The sequence below is a fragment of the Mesorhizobium sp. WSM4837 genome, assembly GCF_055811435.1.
In genome coordinates this window covers 12,999-32,543 of sequence record NZ_JBVVQE010000015.1, presented here as the reverse complement: position 1 = coordinate 32,543, position 19,545 = coordinate 12,999, and the positions used below count along the sequence as shown (strand labels likewise).

The 19,545-nt window shown below is 61.7% G+C and carries 20 protein-coding genes, 1 tRNA gene and 1 pseudogene; 11 read left to right on the top strand and 11 right to left on the bottom strand.

All coding sequences use genetic code 11. The features are described from left to right. Window positions 1–95: 95 nt before the first annotated feature. The 3 genes and pseudogenes from blaOXA to AC0L3D_RS11165 form a co-directional block, all read right to left on the bottom strand. Window positions 96–919 (bottom strand): annotated as a pseudogene (blaOXA, locus tag AC0L3D_RS11175) (class D beta-lactamase). Between the two features lie 134 nt (window positions 920–1,053). Continuing rightward, window positions 1,054–1,416, bottom strand: a complete 363-nt coding sequence (gene yidD, locus AC0L3D_RS11170) for a membrane protein insertion efficiency factor YidD (protein ID WP_473644328.1) — start codon at window positions 1,414–1,416, stop codon at window positions 1,054–1,056. Window positions 1,417–1,423: 7 nt separating this feature from the next. Further along, on the bottom strand, window positions 1,424–1,870 hold the full coding sequence (locus tag AC0L3D_RS11165) for an iron-sulfur cluster assembly scaffold protein (RefSeq protein WP_287303237.1): 447 nt from the start codon (window positions 1,868–1,870) through the stop codon (window positions 1,424–1,426). A 240-nt stretch (window positions 1,871–2,110) separates the two neighbouring features. On the opposite strand from AC0L3D_RS11165, the gene folE reads away from it, so the two are divergent. From folE to AC0L3D_RS11150, 3 genes are all read left to right on the top strand, one after another. Next, window positions 2,111–2,746, top strand: coding sequence for a GTP cyclohydrolase I FolE (folE, locus tag AC0L3D_RS11160; protein WP_023801043.1), 636 nt, complete (start codon window positions 2,111–2,113; stop codon window positions 2,744–2,746). 138 nt (window positions 2,747–2,884) lie between these two features. Next, entirely contained in the window at window positions 2,885–3,355 is a 471-nt protein-coding gene (gene hisI, locus AC0L3D_RS11155) for a phosphoribosyl-AMP cyclohydrolase (RefSeq protein ID WP_077383899.1), read from the top strand. Window positions 3,356–3,439: 84 nt separating this feature from the next. After that, on the top strand, window positions 3,440–4,408 hold the full coding sequence (locus AC0L3D_RS11150; RefSeq protein WP_473644326.1) for a patatin family protein: 969 nt from the start codon (window positions 3,440–3,442) through the stop codon (window positions 4,406–4,408). Window positions 4,409–4,453: 45 nt separating this feature from the next. Here AC0L3D_RS11150 and recJ read toward each other — a convergent pair whose 3' ends face one another. The 5 genes from recJ to AC0L3D_RS11125 form a co-directional block, all read right to left on the bottom strand. Next, entirely contained in the window at window positions 4,454–6,238 is a 1,785-nt protein-coding gene (gene recJ / locus AC0L3D_RS11145) for a single-stranded-DNA-specific exonuclease RecJ (protein WP_473644324.1), read from the bottom strand. A 61-nt stretch (window positions 6,239–6,299) separates the two neighbouring features. Further along, complete coding sequence (glpX, locus tag AC0L3D_RS11140; RefSeq protein WP_473476952.1) at window positions 6,300–7,283, bottom strand: class II fructose-bisphosphatase; 984 nt, start codon at window positions 7,281–7,283, stop codon at window positions 6,300–6,302. Window positions 7,284–7,424: 141 nt separating this feature from the next. Beyond that, window positions 7,425–8,738 (bottom strand): homoserine dehydrogenase, encoded by a 1,314-nt coding sequence (locus tag AC0L3D_RS11135; RefSeq protein WP_473644322.1) that lies wholly within the window; start codon window positions 8,736–8,738, stop codon window positions 7,425–7,427. Between the two features lie 47 nt (window positions 8,739–8,785). Next, the gene (locus AC0L3D_RS11130) at window positions 8,786–10,003 is read right to left on the bottom strand and encodes an LL-diaminopimelate aminotransferase (protein WP_077383891.1); all 1,218 of its coding nucleotides are present in this window, start codon (window positions 10,001–10,003) and stop codon (window positions 8,786–8,788) included. A gap of 93 nt (window positions 10,004–10,096) precedes the next feature. Further along, a complete protein-coding gene (locus tag AC0L3D_RS11125; RefSeq protein WP_473629862.1) occupies window positions 10,097–10,414 on the bottom strand; it encodes a hypothetical protein in 318 nt (105 codons plus the stop codon). Between the two features lie 172 nt (window positions 10,415–10,586). On the opposite strand from AC0L3D_RS11125, the gene phaC reads away from it, so the two are divergent. From phaC to AC0L3D_RS11100, 5 genes are all read left to right on the top strand, one after another. Beyond that, window positions 10,587–12,422 carry a class I poly(R)-hydroxyalkanoic acid synthase gene (gene phaC / locus AC0L3D_RS11120; RefSeq protein WP_473629861.1) on the top strand — a complete coding sequence of 612 codons (1,836 nt, stop codon included), beginning with the start codon at window positions 10,587–10,589 and terminating at the stop codon, window positions 12,420–12,422. 214 nt (window positions 12,423–12,636) lie between these two features. Further along, window positions 12,637–13,893, top strand: coding sequence for a YcbK family protein (locus AC0L3D_RS11115; protein WP_473629860.1), 1,257 nt, complete (start codon window positions 12,637–12,639; stop codon window positions 13,891–13,893). A gap of 189 nt (window positions 13,894–14,082) precedes the next feature. Beyond that, window positions 14,083–14,157, top strand: a tRNA-Glu gene (locus tag AC0L3D_RS11110). A 122-nt stretch (window positions 14,158–14,279) separates the two neighbouring features. Next, window positions 14,280–14,552, top strand: coding sequence for a hypothetical protein (locus tag AC0L3D_RS11105; RefSeq protein WP_473629859.1), 273 nt, complete (start codon window positions 14,280–14,282; stop codon window positions 14,550–14,552). Between the two features lie 115 nt (window positions 14,553–14,667). After that, entirely contained in the window at window positions 14,668–14,976 is a 309-nt protein-coding gene (locus AC0L3D_RS11100; protein WP_473629858.1) for a hypothetical protein, read from the top strand. Window positions 14,977–15,272: 296 nt separating this feature from the next. Here the strand turns inward: AC0L3D_RS11100 and AC0L3D_RS11095 are convergent, their stop codons facing one another. Further along, window positions 15,273–15,566 carry a hypothetical protein gene (locus AC0L3D_RS11095; protein ID WP_473629857.1) on the bottom strand — a complete coding sequence of 98 codons (294 nt, stop codon included), beginning with the start codon at window positions 15,564–15,566 and terminating at the stop codon, window positions 15,273–15,275. Beyond that, window positions 15,563–15,898 (bottom strand): hypothetical protein, encoded by a 336-nt coding sequence (locus AC0L3D_RS11090; RefSeq protein WP_473629856.1) that lies wholly within the window; start codon window positions 15,896–15,898, stop codon window positions 15,563–15,565. The genes AC0L3D_RS11095 and AC0L3D_RS11090 overlap by 4 nt, the downstream gene beginning before the upstream one ends. Before the next feature lie 112 nt (window positions 15,899–16,010). Here AC0L3D_RS11090 and AC0L3D_RS11085 point away from each other — a divergent pair, with 112 nt between their 5' ends. Both AC0L3D_RS11085 and AC0L3D_RS11080 read left to right on the top strand, forming a co-directional pair. Further along, on the top strand, window positions 16,011–16,217 hold the full coding sequence (locus AC0L3D_RS11085) for a ribbon-helix-helix domain-containing protein (RefSeq protein WP_473629855.1): 207 nt from the start codon (window positions 16,011–16,013) through the stop codon (window positions 16,215–16,217). Window positions 16,218–16,588: 371 nt separating this feature from the next. After that, entirely contained in the window at window positions 16,589–17,317 is a 729-nt protein-coding gene (locus tag AC0L3D_RS11080; RefSeq protein WP_473629854.1) for a S1 family peptidase, read from the top strand. An 89-nt stretch (window positions 17,318–17,406) separates the two neighbouring features. Here AC0L3D_RS11080 and AC0L3D_RS11075 read toward each other — a convergent pair whose 3' ends face one another. Next, window positions 17,407–18,339 carry an alpha/beta hydrolase family protein gene (locus AC0L3D_RS11075; RefSeq protein ID WP_473629853.1) on the bottom strand — a complete coding sequence of 311 codons (933 nt, stop codon included), beginning with the start codon at window positions 18,337–18,339 and terminating at the stop codon, window positions 17,407–17,409. 136 nt (window positions 18,340–18,475) lie between these two features. Between AC0L3D_RS11075 and AC0L3D_RS11070 the strand changes: the two genes are divergently transcribed. Then, complete coding sequence (locus AC0L3D_RS11070) at window positions 18,476–19,540, top strand: DUF2332 domain-containing protein (RefSeq protein ID WP_473644320.1); 1,065 nt, start codon at window positions 18,476–18,478, stop codon at window positions 19,538–19,540. The last annotated feature ends 5 nt before the right edge of the window (window positions 19,541–19,545 follow it).

Sequence of the window (19,545 nt, the reverse complement as noted above, 5' to 3'; positions counted from 1 at the left end):
TTTTTGGCCGACGACATGCATAAAGTAAAAAGCCGGATGCGTCCGGCGGCAGTCTTTTATGGGCAGATTTTCGTGCCGTAAAGGCGAATGGCCAATCACTTGCTCCTGTCGACGAGATTCGGCAGCTCTTTCAGGAACATCGTCCGCGCCTGAGGCCCCTTCGGGGTATCGGAACGTTTCGTATCGATCACCAGGCGGGCAAAGACGATGCTGCGCGCATCCTTGTTCGCCCAGCCGACAAACCAGCCAAGCCAGCGCTTGTCGGCGCCGTCGCCAAGCCGTGTGGTCCCAGTCTTGCCGTGCACGGTCCAGCCACCTGACCGGAAGGTCGGCAAGATCGCCCTGGTCATCGCGTGGGCCTTGTCCGAAACCGGCAGTTCGCCGGCAAGCAGCCGGCGCATGAAATTCACCTGTTCGACCGGCGATATCCAAGCGAAGAATTCACCCAGGACCGGGTGAGGCCATCATTCTTGCCGGCAGTGCCGGCAACATCGGTATTGCCGTAGTCGAATCTCGAGACGTAGCCGGCAAACCGCTCGCTGCCGAGCCGGCGGGTGATTTCCTGCGAAAACCACAGCACCGAGTCCTTTTCCCAGATCGTCGGGTCGACGGTTTTCCGATCGCGCTTGACCGCCTTGAACTCGGGCTTGTAGTCCCAGGCCGGCGTGTGCTCGTCGCTCAGGATTCCCGCATCATAGCCGATCAGGGCCAAGGGGACCTTGAACGTCGAGGCGGGACTGAAGCGCTGGTCGCAGACCCCGTCCCGATACAGCGTTTCACCGCTTGCAGCGTCCAGGATCAGCGTACATTCGACCTCCTCCAGCGGCGCCGATTGAGCGCGGATCGGAAAACCAAAAAGCCAGGCCAGAAGGTAGATAACCACGGCGAAAACGAATGGACGGTGGTCTATCTGGCGCATTGGCAATCTCTCCTGATGGCTATCAGGAGAGGCTTAGCGAGGCGTCTTGTCTCGATTTTGTCTTAAATGGGCAACGTGCGGTTAACCCTAGCAAATCGTAAAGATCTGCCCGATGCAGAGCTCCCCTTTCCGCATCAGCTTTCAGGGTGACTGCGCTTTTTTCCGATCCGCCAGTACCGCCAGGGCGTGAACCAGACATAGCGCTCGGCCAGCACCTCCGGCACCCGGTCGATGCGATGCGTTCCGCCCGGCCCGCAGCGCAGCACGCGGAAAAAACCCATCCAGCCGCCGGCCCATAGCCCATGGCGGGCAATCGCTTCGTGCGCGTATTCGGAGCAGGTCGGCAAATGCCGGCAGGAATTGCCGACAAAGCCGGACAGCGTCAGCTGATAAAAACGCACGAGCGAGGTGCCCAAAATCCGGCCGGGCGTCTTGCGCCAGGGGCCTGGCCAGTTGCGTGTATATCGCGGCCTCTGATGCGTGTGATCCGTCGCCATTTGACGGCTACGCCGCCTGTTCGGCGCGCTTCTTCTCGATCTGGCCGATCGCGTCGACCACCGCATCGAAGGTCAGCATGGTCGAGGCATGGCGCGCCTTGTAGTCGCGCACCGGCTCGAGATATCTGAGATCGGCGAAGCGGCCTTGCGGCGGTGCGCCGTTTTCCTTCAGCATCTTCAGCATCGTCTCGCGAACGCTGCGCAATTCATCCGCGCTGGCGCCGACGACATGCTGCGCCATGATCGAGGACGACGCCTGGCCAAGCGCGCAGGCTTTGACGTCATGGGCGAAATCGGTGACGACGCCGTCGTCCATCTTCAGATCGACGGTCACCGTCGAGCCGCACAGCTTGGAATGCGCGCGCGCGGTTGCATCGGGATGGTCGAGCCGGCCGATCCGCGCGATATTCCCGGCAAATCCCAGAATTTTCGCATTGTAGACGTCGTCGATCATATTTTTCCAATCCGTCGCCGCCGAGCGAACAGCGATTGCCGCAGACGGCCTTCTTTTCGCTCGCAACGATCATATATAATGCTGGTACTCGGGTATGGACAAGGCGATCAACGACCGCGTCCCTGCTCAATTCACTTCACGCCGCTTACGGGCTGGAAACAGGGCACGTTTCTAACACCCGAAAGGTCGTGGTCCGTTCAACTCGTTCCTCCTGAGAGGGGAACTACGGGAGACGCCTTTATGGATGCCGTCATCAAGAAATTCATGCCCCCTTCCGCCTATATGGAAAAGCCGGTCACCGATCGGCCGACCGAAGCCGAAGCCGAGGCCGCGGTGCGCACGCTGTTGCGCTGGACCGGCGACAATCCGGACCGGGAGGGCCTGGTCGATACGCCAAAGCGTGTGGTGAAGGCCTATCGTGAAATGTTCGGCGGCTACGATAAGTGCCCGGCCGAAGAACTCGGCCGCACCTTCGAGGAAGTCGCCGGCTATGACGACCTTGTCCTCGTCAAGGATATAACGTTCCATTCGCATTGCGAGCACCACATGGTGCCGATCATCGGCAAGGCGCATGTCGGCTATCTGCCGGACGGCAAGGTCGTCGGCCTGTCCAAGATCGCCCGCGTCGTCGATATCTTTGCCCAGCGCCTGCAGACCCAGGAAGCGATGACCGCACAGATCGCCGGCGTCATCCAGGATGTGCTCAATCCGCGCGGCGTCGCCGTCATGCTCGAAGCCGAGCATATGTGCATGGCCATGCGCGGCATCCGCAAGGAAGGCTCGACGACACTGACCTCGACCTTCACCGGCGTCTTCAAGGACACGCCCGAGGAACAGGTCCGTTTCGTCACCATGGTGCGCGGCGGCAGGGGCTGAACGAGCCTCGCCGGCCGCCAGCCATGATCGCGAGAAATGAGAACCGGTTCTCGGATCAGATCATGGCCAAACAACAAGACAGAGCCTCGCCCATTCCGATCCGATCGGACTGGGCGAGGCTCTGAACAAGGACCGGCGATGTCGGCAGTGGAATTTCCGAAAGCTCCATCAGACAAGAAAACACTGGAAGAAAGCACGGTCTTTTCGCCGCGCTTCGATGCCGGCGGCTTGGTCACCGTCGTCGTCACCGATGCCGAAGACGGCATGCTGCTGATGGTCGCGCACATGAACGCCGAGGCGCTGGCGCTGACGCTGGAAACCGGCATCGCCCACTACTGGTCGCGCTCGCGCAGCGCTCTGTGGAAGAAGGGCGAAACGTCCGGGAATGTCCAGAAAATCGTCGAGATGCTCACGGATTGTGACCAGGACGCAATATGGCTGCGCGTCAAAGTGATGGGCCACGACGCAACCTGCCACACCGGCCGGCGTTCCTGCTTTTATCGGACGGTGGGACTGATCGACGGCAAGGGGACGCTTGCCAGCGATGGCAGCAAGCCGCTGTTCGATGCGCAAGAAACGTATCGAAAGCCTCATGAACCATCTATTTGAACCATTCGCCGAACTGCAATCACGTATATTCATGATTTCGATACGGCCTGCCGATAATTTAGCCGCGGGACAAGGGAGATTGTGATGCTCGAATGGGCGTCATTGCATAGCAGACCTGACGTTCGGGAGGCCAATGGCCTGTCATCGTCCGCCGGTGCATCCGAAAAGAGCCCCGCCAGGAAAACAGGCATTTCGCTGGCGCTGGGCGGCGGCTGCGCGCGTGGCTGGGCCCATATCGGCGTACTGCACGCGCTCGACGAAGCCGGCATCGAAGTGTCGATGATCGCCGGCACCTCGATCGGCGCGCTGGTCGGCGGCTGCTACCTTGCCGGCAAGCTGGATGAGTTGGAAGAATTCGCCAGGAGCCTGACCAAGCGGCGTATTTTTGGTCTTCTCGATCTCAACCTGCGCGGCAGCGGACTGTTCGGCGGCATGAAGCTCGATGCACGGCTGCGCGAGCACATGGCCGGCATCCGTTTCGAGGATCTGCCAAAACCTTTCGTCTGCGTCACCACGGAGATCCGCACCGGCCATGAAATCTGGCTGTCGGGCGGCTCGCTGATCACCGCCATGCGCGCCTCCTACGCCCTGCCCGGCGTATTCGAACCGGTCAGTTGCAACGGTCGCGTGCTGGTCGACGGTGCGCTGGTCAATCCGGTCCCGGTCTCGGTCTGCCGCGCCTACGAGCAGCCGCTCGTGGTCGCGGTGAACCTTCACTACGATCTGTTCGGCCGCGCCGCCGTCATCAAGCACAGCGCCGGCGAACTGGTCGTCGAGAAGGACGCGCCAAGGCCCGGCCTGATCGACACAGGGCACCAGTACCAGACACGGCTCGGCATCACCGGAGTTATGGTCGAAGCCTTCAACATCATCCAGGATCGCATTTCGCGGGCGCGTCTTGCCGGCGACCCGCCTGATATGTCGCTGCAGCCAAAACTCAGCCATATCGGCCTGACCGAATTCCATCGCGCCGACGAGGCGATCCGCATCGGCTATCAGGTGACGATGGCGCAGATCGACGAGTTGGCCCGCCTGCAGGCGGTTCTGGCCTGAAGCGCGACCCGAACTGAAGGTCCGCGCAGAAAACGGAAGCTAACCTCAGGCGCGCGCGGCATCGACGATGCGGAACTGCACCGTGCGGTTGCCGTTCCAGTGATTGCCCGACAGCGAACCGGCGACATGCACCGGCTTGCCCCTGTTCTTGAACAGGAATTCGCCGAGCGCCGTATCGACGGCGCGAAACGCGATCGCCTGGATGCGTCCACCGCTCTCCGACTGCAACTCGGCGCGGATGTGATTGGTGCCGACCGGCCTCGCATCGGCAAGGCGATGGCGCGGCAGCGCGAAGACCGGTGCGACATGCCCGGCGCCGAACGGGCCGGCTTTCTCCAGTGCATCGAGCAGGCCAAGCGTCGCGCCTTCGGCGGCCAGCGCGCCGTCGATCGCCAGGCTTTCCTCGCCTTGCAGCCGGAACACCTCGGCCGCCGCTCGTTCCTCGAAGAAGGCCCTGAGCGCGCCAAGTTTCGCCCGCTCCACCGTGATGCCGGCCGCCATGCCATGGCCGCCGCCCTTGACGATCAGCCCGGCAATGGCCGCCTCGCGCACCAGCCGGCCAAGATCGAAGCCCGACACCGAACGGCCGGACCCGGTGCCGACACCATTGGCGTTGAAGGCGATGGCGAAAGCCGGCCGGCGCGCATGGTCCTTGAGCCGCGAGGCCAGCAGGCCGACGATGCCCGGATGCCAGTTGGAGCTGGCGGTGACGACGATGGCCGGGCCATTGCCGCCGGCAAGCTCGGCATCGGCCTCGACGCGCGCCGCGGCCAGCATTTCGAGTTCCATCTGCTGCCGCTCCTGATTGAGCCGGTCCAGCGTCTCGGCGATGGTGCGGGCCTCGACGGGATCGTCGGTGGCGAGCAGGCGGCTGCCGAGTGCTGCGTCGCCGATGCGCCCACCGGCATTGATGCGCGGGCCGATCAGATAGGCCAGATGAAAGGTGCTGACCGGCTCGCCGATGCGCGAGACCCGCGCCAACGCCGCCAATCCTTCGTTCCTCTGCTGGCGTGCGATCTGCAGTCCCTTGACCACGAAGGCGCGGTTGACACCGGTCAGCGGCACCACGTCGCAAACGGTGGCCAGCGCAACGAGGTCGAGCAAGCCGAGCAGGTCCGGCGGTGCGGCATCGGGCAACCGGCCGCGCAGGATCCTCGCCGTCTGCACCAGCGCCAGGAAGACGACGCCGGCGGCACAAAGATGGCCCTGCCCCGAAAGGTCGTCCTCGCGATTGGGATTGACGACCGCAACCGCTGCCGGCAGCGGACCGCCGAGCTGGTGATGATCGAGCACCACGACATCGGCGCCGGCAGCGTTCGCCGCGTCGATGGATACGGCGCTGTTGGTGCCGCAATCGACGGTGACGATCAGCGTCGCGCCGCGCGAGACGAGTTCACGCATCGCTTCCGGGTTGGGGCCGTACCCTTCGAAGATACGGTCCGGTATGTAGATCTCCGCAGGTACCGAGAAATGCGTGAGGAACCGCTTGAGCAGCGCCGACGAGGCCGCGCCGTCGACATCGTAGTCGCCGAAGATCGCCACCTTTTCCCTGGCAACGACTGCCCCGGCGATGCGGGCGGCGGCCTTGTCCATGTCGGTCAGCGACGCCGGGTCCGGCAAGAGGTCGCGGATGGTCGGATCCAGGAACCGCTCGGTCAGCTCGGCGGTCACGCCGCGCCCGGCAAGCACGCGCGCAACGATGTCCGGCACGCCATAGCCTTGCGCTATGGCAAGCGCCGTCATGTCCTGCCGCTCGGTCAACCGGTGCTCCCAGGAAACACCTGATGCCGACTGCCTGACATCGAGGAAGATACGGTTTTCGCCCGTCATGCGACGTGCCGTCTGCGGATTGTCATTGCTCACAATATGCGACGGCCAACCGAGTCGGGAATCAAAACTTTTCCAGATCCTGGTGCCTGGCCTTGATCTCGCGCACGGTGCGCGACGACGAGCGCAGCACGATCGTATGCGTGGTGATAAAATTGCGGCCGAACTTGACGCCGGCCAGCATGTTGCCGTCGGTCACGCCGGTTGCCGCGAACAGCACGTCGCCGCGCGCCATGTCTTGCGCGCGGTAGACCCGCTTCGGATCGAGGATGCCCATCTTCGCCGCGCGCGCCAGCTTTTGCGGCGTGTCGAGGATCAGCCTTCCCTGCATCTGGCCGCCGGTGCAACGCAACGCTGCCGCCGCCAGCACACCCTCCGGCGCGCCGCCGGTGCCGAGATAGATGTCGATGCCGGTTTCGTCCGGATCGGTGGTATGGATGACGCCGGCGACGTCACCATCGCCGATCAGCCGGATCGCAGCGCCCGTGGTGCGCACCGCCTCGATCAGCGCGCCATGGCGCGGCCGGTCGAGGATGCAGGCGGTGATCTCCGACACCGCCACGCCCTTGGCCCTGGCCAGGCTGGCGATGTTTTCGGCCGGCGCGGCATCGATGTCGATGACGCCGTCCGCATAACCCGGGCCAATGGCGATCTTGTCCATATAGACGTCGGGCGCGAACAGAAGGCTGCCCTTTTCCGCAATGGCGATGACCGCCAGTGCATTGGGCAGGTTCTTGGCGCAGATCGTCGTGCCTTCGAGCGGATCGAGCGCAATATCGACCGCCGGGCCTTTGCCGGAACCGACCTCTTCGCCGATATAGAGCATCGGCGCCTCGTCGCGCTCGCCTTCGCCGATCACCACCGTGCCGTTGATGGCGAGGCGGTTGAGCTCTTCGCGCATCGCGTCGACCGCGACCTGGTCGGCGGCCTTTTCGTCGCCGCGTCCGCGCAATCTGGCTGCCGCAACGGCGGCGCGTTCGGTGACACGCACCAGTTCCATTGTGAGTATCCGGTCAAGGCCGGCGACGATGTTCTGGGCAACGTTCATCGGTGGACAATCCTCGTTGGCACATTGCCTCCCGCCAGAGGCGCGCCGGTTGTGTCAAAGCTCCATGACAACAGCAAGACCTCTGCGGGTCTTTTTTGAAAACACAACGATATCAATCGATTGAGGAGAAAAGCGATATGCCTATTCCGCCCGCTCGATGCGGATGACCTGCGGCTTGTCGGCCAGATGATCGTCCCTGGTGATGCCGTCGACGGCCTTGCGGACCGCCGCTTCCGTCGTCTCGTGGGTGACGAGAATCACTGTCTTCTGCAAGGCGGTATCCGGCCCGGCGGCGTGCTGCACGATCGATTCCAGCGAAATCTCGTTGTCGGCCATCCGCTTGGCGATGGCGGCAAAGACCCCGATGCGGTCATGCACGGTCAGCCGGATGAAATAGCCGCCCGCATGGCTGCGCATCTGCGCCTTCTTGTACGGCCGCAATTCCTTCGCCGGCAGGCCGAACACCGGACCGTGCTGGAAGCCGGGCCGGCTCTTGGCGATGTCGGCAATGTCGCCGACCACCGCCGATGCGGTGGCGTTGCCGCCGGCACCCGGACCGGAGAGCAAAAGCTCGCCAAGGATATCGGTTTCGATGGCCACCGCATTGGTGACGCCGTGCACCTGCGCGATGACCGAGGCCGTCGGCACCATGGTCGGGTGCACGCGCTGTTCGATACCGCTTTCCGTGCGCTGGGCGACGCCGAGCAGCTTTATCCGGTAGCCGAGATCGCCGGCCGCGCGGATGTCGGCCTGGCTGATGTTGGAAATGCCTTCCATGTAGATGTCGTTGGCGGCAATCCTCGTGCCGAAGGCAAGGCTGGTCAGGATCGACAGCTTGTGCGCGGTATCGTGGCCCTCGATGTCGAAGGTCGGGTCGGCCTCGGCATAGCCCAGCCGCTGCGCATCTTTCAGGCAGTCGTCGAACGACAGGCCCTCGGCTTCCATGCGGGTCAGGATGTAGTTGCAGGTGCCGTTGAGGATGCCGAAGACGCGGGTCACCGAATTGCCGGCCATCGCCTCGCGCATCGTCTTGATGACCGGAATGCCGCCCGCCACCGCCGCCTCGTAATTGAGCAGTACGCCCTTCTTCTCGGCGGTCTCGGCCAGCGCCACGCCATGTTTGGCGAGCAGCGCCTTGTTGGCGGTGACGACGTGGCGGCCGGCTTCAAGCGCCGCTTTCACGGATGAATGCGACGGCCCTTCGTCGCCGCCGATCAATTCGACGAAGACATCGATCTCGGCGGTCTGCGCCATTCTTACCGGATCGTCGAACCACTTGGCCGCGCCGAGATCGACGCCGCGGTCGCGTTTGGGATCCCGGGCCGAAACGGCCGACACGACGACCTCGCGGCCGCATTGCCGAGTCAGTTCCGCCGCCTTGTCGCGCAGCACGCGCGCCACCGAAGCGCCGACAGTGCCGAGACCGGCGATTCCAACACGCAACGCTTCAGCCATGTCCGGCGACGCCCCTCAAGAATTTGGTCGATGTGATCTGTGGCAACTCAACGATGCGCGGCGAGCGGCACCACATTGTTGGGCTGTTTGGCGCTGGACGCCAGGAAGCGCTTGATGTTGCGCGCCGCCTGCCGGATCCGGTGCTCGTTCTCGACCAGCGCGATGCGCACATGATCGTCGCCATGCTCGCCGAAGCCGACGCCCGGCGCCACCGCCACGTCGGCGTGCTCGATCAGAAGCTTGGAGAATTCGAGCGAGCCGAGATGCTTGAACGGCTCCGGGATCGGCGCCCAGGCGAACATCGACGCCGCCGGCGCCGGGACGACCCAGCCGGCGCGGCTGAAGGCGTCGACCATGACGTCGCGACGCTTGTGGTAGATGTCGCGCACTTCCGCGATATCGGCGCCGTCGCCGTTGAGCGCGTGCGCGGCAGCCACCTGGATCGGCGTGAAGGCGCCGTAGTCGAGATAGGATTTCACCCGCGTCAGCGCCGAGATCAGCCGCTCGTTGCCGACGGCAAAACCCATGCGCCAGCCGGGCATCGAAAAGGTCTTCGACATCGAGGTGAACTCGACCGCCACGTCGATCGCGCCCGGCACCTGCAGCACCGAGGGCGGCGGATTGCCGTCGAAATAGATTTCCGAATAGGCAAGGTCAGACAGGATGATGATGTCGTTCTTCTTGGCGAAGGCCACCACCTCCTTGTAGAAATCGAGCGAGGCGACCTGCGCCGTCGGGTTCGACGGATAATTGAGGATCAACGCCAGCGGCTTCGGGATCGAATGGCGGATGCCGCGCTCCAGCGCCGGAATGAAGCCGTCGTCCGGTTCCACCTGCAACGAGCGGATGACGCCGCCAGACATGATGAAGCCGAAAGCGTGGATCGGATAGGTCGGGTTTGGGCACAGGATCACGTCGCCTGGCGCGGTGATCGCCTGCGCCATATTGGCGAAGCCCTCCTTCGAGCCCAGCGTCGCCACCACTTGCGTGTCCGGGTCGAGTTTCACGCCGAAACGGCGGGCATAGTAATTGGCCTGGGCGCGGCGCAGGCCCGGAATGCCGCGCGACGATGAATAGCGGTGCGTGCGCGGGTCGCGCACGACCTCGCACAATTTGTCGACGATGGCCTTGGGCGTCGGCAGGTCCGGATTGCCCATGCCAAGGTCGATGATGTCGGCGCCGCGCGATCGGGCACTGGCCTTCAGCCGGTTGACCTGCTCGAAGACGTAGGGCGGAAGCCGGCGGACCTTGTGAAATTCTTCCATGTCGTTTCCAGTGGTGGGTTCAATTCCAGACGGTCAAAGTGGTTTTTGGCAAAGGTGCCCGTCGGTGGTGCTTGTCGGTCGCGCGATATAATCCTATTTGCAGGTAGGGTCGAGGGCGGGATCGCATTTGGCTTCGATCTGCTTCAGCGCATCGGCGCCGTGCTGCTTCGCCAATGTGTTCAGCGCCGCCGGGTTCGCGACCTTGACCGCGCCGCCCTTTGAGCCCTGCGCCCGTGCCTCCGCCTTCAACTGGGCGAGGTTGGCGTTCTTTTCCGCCTCGGTGAATTGCTCCGCCGCCGCCTGCGGCGGGATATTCAGGTTCGGATAGGCGCCGGTGTTCTTCGGCCCGTCGGTAGCCGCGACAGGCGTGGCGCCCTCGATGTTGGTGCTCGAACAGCCGGCGATCGCCAAAAAGACGACCGCCGCGCCTGTGCGGCAAAAACGACCAGTGCCAGAAAAAACAGTCTTGCCAGTATCAGTCGTCATATTGTTTCCCGGGCAGCCAAGATAGAGCGCGTTGGACCCTGTTGGATGTGCCATGATACTATGTCAAGAAAACGCTTCGGGAGGAACCCCGCGAACCATGTCCAAAACACCCGATTCGGGCAAAGCGGAAGATGACCGGCCTTCGACCGTCGAGCAATATCTGGTCAAGGATCCGGAGCGCTTCGCCTTGAACATGGCGCGCATGATCGAGCAGGCCGGCAAGGCGGCTTCCGCATGGGCCGAGCCGCGCGAGAAAGGCGATGTGCGCGATCATGTCGCCGAGCCGGTCGTCGATATGGTGAAAACCTTCTCCAAGCTCAGCGAATACTGGCTTTCCGATCCGCAGCGCGCGCTGGAGGCGCAAACGCGGCTGTTTTCCGGCTACATGACCGTCTGGGCCAACTCCATCCAGCGCCTCAGCGACGGCGGCGAAGACGCCGAAGGCGCGTTCAAGCCCGAGCCCGGCGACAAGCGTTTCCAGGACCCGGAATGGGGCCGCAATGCCTTTTTCGATTTCCTCAAGCAGGCCTATCTCGTCACCTCGCGCTGGGCGAACGACCTGGTCGAGCACGCCGACGGGCTGGACGAGCACACCCGCCACAAGGCCGGTTTCTACGTCAAGCAGGTGTCCAACGCCATTTCGCCGTCGAATTTCATCCTGACCAACCCGGAACTGTTTCGCGAGACCATCGCTTCGAATGGCGAAAACCTGGTGCGCGGCATGAAGATGCTGGCCGAGGACATCGCCGCCGGCAAGGGCGACCTGAAACTGAGGCAGGCCGATTATTCGTCCTTCGAGATCGGCAAGAACCTGGCCACGACACCCGGCAAGGTGGTGGGCCGCAGCGACGTCGCCGAGATCCTGCAATATGATCCGGCGACCGAAACCGTGCTCAAGCGGCCGCTGCTGATCTGCCCGCCATGGATCAACAAATTCTACATTCTCGATCTCAACCCGCAAAAATCCTTCATCCGCTGGGCGGTCGAGCAGGGCCACACCGTCTTCGTCATCTCCTGGATCAACCCGGACGAGCGGCACGGCACCAAGAGCTGGGAGGCCTATATCAGAGAGGGCCTGCAATACGGCCTGGACACGATCGAAAAGGCCACCGGCGAACAGGACGTCAACGCCGTCGGCTATTGCGTCGGCGGCACGTTGCTGGCAGCCGCCCTGGCGCTTTTGGCGCAGGAGGGCGACCACCGCATCAAATCGGCCACCTTCTTCACCACGCAGGTCGATTTCACCCATGCCGGCGACCTGAAAGTGTTCGTCGACGAGGAGCAGGTCGCGGCCGTCGAAAAGGCGATGAACGAGAAAGGCTATCTCGACGGCACCAAGATGGCGACCGCCTTCAACATGCTGCGCTCGGGCGACCTGATCTGGCCCTATGTCGTCAACAACTACATGCGCGGCAAGGATCCCCTGCCCTTCGACCTGCTCTACTGGAACGCCGATTCGACCCGCATGGCCGCAGCCAACCATTCCTTCTACCTGCGCAATTGCTATCTCGAGAACAGACTTTCGCAAGGCGAGATGGAACTGGCGGGCCGCGTCGTATCGCTGAAGGATGTCACCATCCCGGTCTACAACCTCGCCTCCAAGGAAGACCATATCGCGCCGGCGCTTTCGGTGTTCCTCGGATCGAAATATTTCGGCGGCGAGGTCGACTACGTCCTGGCCGGCTCCGGCCACATCGCCGGCGTCGTCAATCCGCCGGCGGCGCAGAAATATCACTTCTGGACCGGCGGCAAGCCAACCGGCGACTTCAACGAGTGGCTCGCCAAGGCCACCAACCATCCCGGCTCCTGGTGGTCGCACTGGCAACGCTGGGTCGAAGCCAGGGACGACACCCGCGTGCCGGCCCGCAAACCCGGCAAGCACATGAAAACCCTGGGCGATGCGCCAGGCACCTATGTCAAGGTGCGAGTGTAACCTTCTGTAATGTGTGGTGAGTTGACGCGCCGGTAAAAGAGGGCGAAATGGGTTCGTCAACCCTTAAGCACTCCCGATTCTTCTCTAGCCGTCGAAATACTCTGGGGCTTGCGGATTTGACACAGGTCTCGTTTCCGTTCGGGGACAAGGGTTCATTGCGGCGAGACGTTTTCGGTGCCGCCAATGAAGTACCGACCGGACATCGAGGGGGAATTTGGTTTTGAAATCAGCAGGATCGCGCCTCGCGAAGGGAGAAAGCCGCGCCATCGCGGCCGCGCTTTTCTCCGTGCTCCTGGCGTCCTGCACCTCGGCCGGCGACCCGTCACTGTCCGTCGGCATGCCCGGCTACAATGCCTCGGCTGCGGACACAGCCTCCGGCAGCCAACAGGTCACCACTGATTCATCGTCGCAGATGACGACTTCACAAATGACGATGACCGCCAAGGGCGACGCAAGCCTTCCCGAGCAGGTCGCTCATGTGCCAGCGGCCAAGCCAGGGGCGCAGGCCCTCCAGGGAGGCACCAAATCGGATGCCGGCTTCCCCGTCCCGGCCAAAGCGGGCGCAGAGACGGCTGCGGGCCAGACGACGCAGCCACAGGCGGCGCAGACGGTTGAACAGGCCGACGCTGCTGCGCAGAAGACTGAAACCGCCGATGCCGGCACGGCCGCGCCGAACTCCGCCGCGCCGGCGATGAACAACCCGGTCTATGTGACCGCCGCAGAGCCGCAGGCCTATGCGCCGAAGAAGAAGGGGTTCCTCGCCTCTTTGTTCAGCACGCCTGCCTCGGCAGCACCTGCCCCGCAGGCCAGCAACAGGTCGGGCGAGCAGCCGCCGGCGGCGCAGCCCAAGGCCGCTCAGCCCAAGGCGGCTCAGCCCAAGGCGGAGGCAAAACCGGCCATCACCCTGGCCTCGGCCAAATCGGCTGAAAAGCCGGTGCAACTGGCTTCGCTCGGCGATACCAGCCGCTTCACCGATGACGCGCTGCCTGGCGTGCGCAAGACCGCACTTTTCGAGATCAAGCGCAAATCCGGCCTCGACGACGACAGCGACGTCGATCTGAACGAGGATGAAGGCGGCGCCTATCAGGTGGCATACGCTCCCGGTCTTGCCCGGCTGGCGCCGAACGGTCTTTTGAAGCAGACCGAGAATGTCGACGTTGCCTGCCTGAAACCTTCGCTGGTCCGTGTGCTGAAGACGATCGAGGGCCACTACGGCAAGAAGATGATCGTCACCTCCGGCTATCGTGATCCGGCCCGCAACCGCCGCGCCAACGGCGCCAAGAATTCGCTGCACATGTATTGCGCCGCCGCCGACATCCAGGTTCCAGGCGTCTCGAAAGCGCAACTGGCAAGCTACATCCGCAGCATGCCAGGGCGCGGCGGCGTCGGCACCTACTGCCATACCGAATCCGTCCACATCGACGTCGGTCCCGAGCGCGACTGGAACTGGCGCTGCCGTCGGCGGCGGTAACGGCTGGTTCTCCTCTCGTCTATGCAACGCCGCAGTGTGCTGTCTCAACACGGCACGCGATGCTGCGTCGAACCGGGGGGAAATCGCCGAAAATGCGCGGTTTTGCGGTCACCGAAAAAAGTTGTCGCAGGTAGCGGCAGACGGGTTGCCGGTTTGGTGCAACGCAACTATAAGCGCTCACATCTGAGCGCGCCCATCGTCTAGCGGTCAGGACACCGCCCTTTCACGGCGGTAACAGGGGTTCGATTCCCCTTGGGCGTACCAGTAAAATCAAACACTTAGCTGAAAATCCCACCTTACTGTCCAATATCTGGCCAATTTCCTTCTGGCCTTTGTCGAGTCCAGCGATTCCTGTCACACTCCTCTCGTCACCACCGGAGGGGAAAATGATCGATTGGGACGAGATCCGAAAATATCGATATACGAAGGGTGCCCCACCGCCAGAATGGCCTGAGGGCGTCAGGGCCATAAGCCTGGAAGGTGTTACGCTCTTAGGCGTCAACCCAAAAACCAACAAACTCTATTGGGACGGCCAAGAGCTTGCGACGGAGAAGCGACTCGCCAATTTTGAGCGACGCATGGCGCTGGCAGTCACCATTGCTACAGTCGTCATGGCCGGAATCGAGATCGGGCGCGCCGCCGGCTTGATTACGCACTAAAAAGCCCGCCACCGTGAGGCACAGTGCGCGGGCCGGACAAGAGCGCTATCCCATTCTGCGTGCTTGTAGGAATTCTCCGCTGTTTGCTAGTGTCGATGCGGGTAAGGAGGCTACTATGAAGACAATTAAGCACATTCGCACTGCTAGCATTTCGATTGCTGCGTTGGCCCTTGCCGTCACCTCGCTCGGATCAATCAATGCCCAAGCCGGATCGGAGGCCTTCGACACCGGGTACCAAATGGCAGCTTTTCTGCTGTGTCCTTCCGTGTATAAGTATTCTGATATGAAGAACTTCAACAAGTACGATAAGACCAGCGAGTACAAACGAGGTTTTGCTGCTTTAAGAGCCGCACTAAAGGGTCCCCACCCCAGCAAAGTTTGCTTCGATGCCGCCCGTGCAAGCGGTTGGTTTAACGCACGCTGAATAGTGATTGCTCCGACAGAAAAACCCGCCACCGTGAGGCCGCTGAGCAGAAGCAGAATTCTTAAATTCTTAAGCGGTTTCCCACCATTTTCCGATCCGAAAGGGTTCTTTTGGTGTGGCGCCATCTGCTTCGGTCTCGTGGCCGGCAGTCTTTTCTGGGTTGGTTCGCCGTTGTCACTCACGTTTGGGGCGATCGCCGTGGCGAGCATAGCACTGGCCATCCTGTTCAGCGTCACGGGCAGGACATAAAAAGAACCCGCCACCGTGAGGCAGCGGGCTAAACGGGTTGGAAGTCGTCAGTGGCGCTCTGCCGGTGCGTCGAGAAATTCGAGGAATATGCGCTCGCCGTTTCGCTCGGCCTTTCCTGGAAGGGTGTAGCAGCCTCGCACGATGGCGGCGGCGATCTCCAGCATGTCCGATCGGCTTCCGACAAGCTTGGTCACCACGGAGTTTTCAGGGCTGCCGTCATAGGATCGCTGCGAGACGAACAAAGTCAGCCTGAGATTGTCGCCCATGAACGTGAGCGGCGCGGCCCCAGTGACGAAGACATCAGAGCAGACACATGGTTCGACGATCGGTGCGGTGCTCATATTCCCCGTGCCCTCTCCATCTCATTTTGCTGCAACCGCGTTCTGACAAAATCCCTGGTCGATTGGCGATCTTCGCCTCGGGCGCACATCTCTTTGACAGCGGAAATGATCGCTATGAATTCTATCCTCAGTTGGTTCGCCTCTTCCGGCGGCAGCAACAGCAGCTTTGCATCGAGACTGGCTCTGCCCGTAGATGGGATCGCGCCAGCGACAGACGGCGCTGCGGTCGCGTCGATGAGCGTTGAAGCGGCAGCCAAGGCCGCCGCAGCGGCAGCGGCGGTTGAGGTAACCACGAGGCCAAGCAGAAGGCGGCGGCGGTTGATTGCGGGCATGTCTTCGGCGGCTGCCCGAACATGGGTGTTCGGCATCGGATCTTCTCCAATTCGGTTTCATGTGAGGTTCTAGCGGCTTCCGCCAGAACGGGAATTCTGATATCAGAGTTTTATGGCAAAACAAGAAACCGTGGCATCAAGGAAACGGCGGGGACCAGCCCCAACGGGAAAAGGCGTGCCGATCATGGTCCGCCTTCAACCGGACATGCTCGCGGGCGTCGATCAATTTGTTGCCGAGCATGATGTTTCGCGACCTGAAGCCGTCCGATTGATCATTCGTGATTGGTTGATCAGACACCAGGTACTGAAGGCTGAGTGAAAACCCGGGCGACTTTCCGTGCTGCCCTCGAATCCGCCGGCGTCGAGTTCATTCCCGAAAATGGTGGCGAAGCTGGAGTGAGGCTACCGAAATGAAGATGGTCTCATCGCGTCCGCGCTCGGAGTTGCGCCCTTCCTTTATGGCGGACGCTATCAGACGGTAGCCGTCGGAGAGAGCGCCTACGTCGTCGACCGCTTCACAGGCTCCGTGAAGTCTTGTTCTGTTATCGGCTGCACCGTGCTTAAAAACTATGGGTGAATGCGAACCACGCCCTTGCGGCGGCGAAGCATTGCGCAAGGAATACTAGCATTATGTTTCTACAAACGTCTGTTATGCCCGTTGCTATATGGGAAGTCCGTGGCCCTGACAGTGTGAACGTCATTGGAACCGTGGGCACCGCTTTTCTGATTAACGACCAAGGCTGGATTTTGACCGCTCGGCACGTGGCCGATCAAGCGCTCCAACGCGTCAACAGTATAAAAGGAATGCATGCTGGAGTTGTTGGAAAAGCTGACAACGGCACGGCAGCCACAAGCGTACTTGCGGAATTTCTTCAAATCGAAAACGCCCCGCCTCCGTTCGATGTTGCCATCGCCAGGACGGCTTATTTCGCTCCAACCAAGATACGGTTGCAAAGCTTTGATATTGAGGTCTGGCAGGACGTTGCATCTATTGGCTATCCCATTTCAGCACACGGCGGCACGCCTAGCGGATTTCGGCTCAACTTGAGAGCTCTAAGAGGTTATGTACAGCGCAAAACGTTGCCTCAAGACATGCGCATCGGGAGCCATCCAAATGGCTACGAATTGAGTTTCAACATAAGCCCGGGGATGAGTGGGGCGCCTGTGTTCCAACATCAAGGCGAAACGGATTTGCTGCTTGGAGTTGCGGTAAGTTCATTCCGAGGTGAAACTACCGAGTCAGAGATTTCAGAAGTCGCTGAAAACGGTCAAAAGTACACGGAGCGGCGATTAAGGATAGAGGAGTTTGGTTTTGCACACGACATCCGAGGATTGCTCGACTGGAAGCCGGGCATCGCCGGAGGTGCGACCAGCCTCCTCGATTTAAGCCGAGCCCCCATCACGGCCGAGCGGATCTAGACCAGGCAGACCGCCAACGATTTCATAGCCTCGCCAAAGGCGTCTGCCTGCTCGAAATCCCGGCGTGCCTCACGCTGGCGGACTTCCCGCTATTTCCATTCAAACCTGTCGGTCGGCTCAAGGCTGGATTGAAACGTTTGGCGAAGAGCCGCCAGAGCCGCCGTTTTCCCATTCAGGTAGGCATCGAAGAACGACACTGCTGCGTCTTGTACAATCCGCGTGTAGCGGGTCTCTTCCTCGGGGCCGTGGGCGTGTGGTCCGTGCTTCAGGCCGGAAAACGCATTGTGGCCAGCACCGTCGAGAACCAGCAGATATTGATGAGGGATGGTCAGCGCTGCGTAAGGAAGGGTCCGCTGTATCGGATCGAATTCCTTGTTGCCGGGCACCGCATTGCCATCTTTCGTGCCCGTGATGTGAAACAGCGGGATACTGATATCGCGGTAAAGGGCGGCCAAGTCGCCGCCCTGGATGGGTATGTTCGGGCTCATGACCAAGCCAGCGCGAATTCCTGGCTCCTTGAACGACCACTGCCCGCCCGGACCCATTCTCTGCCCTGCTGCAACCATCGTCGAGACGCCTCCATAAGAGTGTCCGGCCATGCCGATGCGTGTCAAATCCAGGCGGCCGGCGAGCCGCCCCTCGCCGTTCATGCGCGCAAGCACGCGCAGGGCAAAGGGCACGTCCTGAAATCGCGCGCGCGCCGCATTGGCGTCCCACATGGCTTCACGAAGAATGCGGTAGACTTCCGCAAGAGAGTTTGCCTGTTGCCAGATCGAACTGTCCGTCCCGGTATGCTGCAGGTGCACCGCCACGTAACCGCTTTCCGCCAGGCGCCGCCCGAGGTAAGGCATCGCCTCGCGCGATCCGCCAATGCCATGCGACACAAGGATCACCGGGCAAGCGCCAGAGAGGGGAGCGGGGGCATAAAGCCGGTACGGCACGGAACGGCTGCGCGATTCATCGCGAAAGGCGCCATCAATGACAGTATATCCCGAAGGTGTATCATCCACGGTTTCGTTCATCCGCCAGTCTCTCAGGAATGTATGTTCGAAAACCTCTATTGTTCGCCCGGTTCCTTGACCTGCTGGACCGAAAGCATTAAGGCAATTACAGGTGGAATCCACATCCAAGACATCTATTGCCCGCTAGGTTCATGCTATGGTGGTGTTTGAAACAAGCGCTCACTATTACCGCTTCTTTGCCAACGAGTCTCGTCGTGGCGGCTCTCCCCTCTATGAAAAGCTGTCGCTCGGGATTGCGGACAACGTCGCGCTCCAGCGCCTGGCGGCAGGGCGCAGGAAGGGTCAGCCGGCGGCGAACCTGGTCTTCGGCGCGGTACAGTATCTCCTGCTTGGCGGCGTCGATCATCCTCTCAAGGATTATTATCCGAGTCTGGGCGGAACGCGGCCGGCCGACGATCGCGCATTCGAACTTTTCGCGGCTTTTTGCGGTGCCCACGAAGCCGAACTCGTCGACATCATCGCGAAGCGCGCCACCAACACCAACGAGGCTGGCCGCAGCGCGCTGCTGCTGCCCGCATTCGATCTGGTTGCGCGCGAAGCCGCCGCTCCGCTTGGCCTCATAGAGATCGGATCCAGCGCCGGCCTCAACCTGAACTTCGACAGCTATGGATATCGGTATACGGACGGGAAAGGCGCTCCGAAGCTGGAGCGGTGGACCGATGCGGATTTTGTCCTTTCCTGCATCCTTGAAGGGCCTGGCGTGCCTGTATTGGGGATGTTCCCGCCCCCCGTTTCATCGAGGATCGGCCTCGAACTTTATCCGACCAATGTTCGGGATGAAAATGAACGCCGGTGGCTCAAGGCGCTTGTCTGGCCCGAGCGCATTGACCGGCTTACAAAACTGGATGGCGCCTTGAAGGTCGCCGCCGCGCATCCGCCCCGGATCAAAGGCGGCGACGCCGTGTTGAACCTGAGCTCTGCGCTGGCGGAGATTCCGCCTTATCAAGCCCGGTGCGTGTATCACACGATAATGGGCTATCAGCTTTCCGGCGATCAACACCGACGCATAAACGATATCCTGTTGGAGGCGAGCAAGACGGCGCCGGTCTGGCGCGTCACCGTGGAAGGCGAGGTCGCACACCCCAACCCCACTGAGACGTTCAATCCTCTCAAGGTCAGCAGATACTTCAATGGCGAGCGCAGGGTCAAAACGCTCGCGATCTGCGATCCGCATGGACTATCGATGGAGTGGAAAGGTTAGCAGGT

What these genes read in the sequence shown, in the direction of transcription:
- hisI (WP_077383899.1), top strand. Translation starts at nt 2,885, where the DNA reads ATGTCGGCAGTGGAATTTCCGAAAGCTCCATCAGACAAGAAAACACTG.
- folE (WP_023801043.1), top strand. Translation starts at nt 2,111, where the DNA reads ATGGATGCCGTCATCAAGAAATTCATGCCCCCTTCCGCCTATATGGAA.
- AC0L3D_RS11105 (WP_473629859.1), top strand. Translation starts at nt 14,280, where the DNA reads ATGATCGATTGGGACGAGATCCGAAAATATCGATATACGAAGGGTGCC.
- phaC (WP_473629861.1), top strand. Translation starts at nt 10,587, where the DNA reads ATGTCCAAAACACCCGATTCGGGCAAAGCGGAAGATGACCGGCCTTCG.
- glpX (WP_473476952.1), bottom strand. Translation starts at nt 7,283, where the DNA reads ATGAACGTTGCCCAGAACATCGTCGCCGGCCTTGACCGGATACTCACA.
- AC0L3D_RS11135 (WP_473644322.1), bottom strand. Translation starts at nt 8,738, where the DNA reads ATGGCTGAAGCGTTGCGTGTTGGAATCGCCGGTCTCGGCACTGTCGGC.
- AC0L3D_RS11150 (WP_473644326.1), top strand. Translation starts at nt 3,440, where the DNA reads ATGCTCGAATGGGCGTCATTGCATAGCAGACCTGACGTTCGGGAGGCC.
- AC0L3D_RS11090 (WP_473629856.1), bottom strand. Translation starts at nt 15,898, where the DNA reads ATGCCCGCAATCAACCGCCGCCGCCTTCTGCTTGGCCTCGTGGTTACC.
- AC0L3D_RS11075 (WP_473629853.1), bottom strand. Translation starts at nt 18,339, where the DNA reads ATGAACGAAACCGTGGATGATACACCTTCGGGATATACTGTCATTGAT.
- yidD (WP_473644328.1), bottom strand. Translation starts at nt 1,416, where the DNA reads ATGGCGACGGATCACACGCATCAGAGGCCGCGATATACACGCAACTGG.
- AC0L3D_RS11100 (WP_473629858.1), top strand. Translation starts at nt 14,668, where the DNA reads ATGAAGACAATTAAGCACATTCGCACTGCTAGCATTTCGATTGCTGCG.
- AC0L3D_RS11165 (WP_287303237.1), bottom strand. Translation starts at nt 1,870, where the DNA reads ATGATCGACGACGTCTACAATGCGAAAATTCTGGGATTTGCCGGGAAT.
- AC0L3D_RS11130 (WP_077383891.1), bottom strand. Translation starts at nt 10,003, where the DNA reads ATGGAAGAATTTCACAAGGTCCGCCGGCTTCCGCCCTACGTCTTCGAG.
- AC0L3D_RS11085 (WP_473629855.1), top strand. Translation starts at nt 16,011, where the DNA reads ATGGCAAAACAAGAAACCGTGGCATCAAGGAAACGGCGGGGACCAGCC.
- AC0L3D_RS11070 (WP_473644320.1), top strand. Translation starts at nt 18,476, where the DNA reads ATGGTGGTGTTTGAAACAAGCGCTCACTATTACCGCTTCTTTGCCAAC.
- AC0L3D_RS11095 (WP_473629857.1), bottom strand. Translation starts at nt 15,566, where the DNA reads ATGAGCACCGCACCGATCGTCGAACCATGTGTCTGCTCTGATGTCTTC.
- recJ (WP_473644324.1), bottom strand. Translation starts at nt 6,238, where the DNA reads ATGACGGGCGAAAACCGTATCTTCCTCGATGTCAGGCAGTCGGCATCA.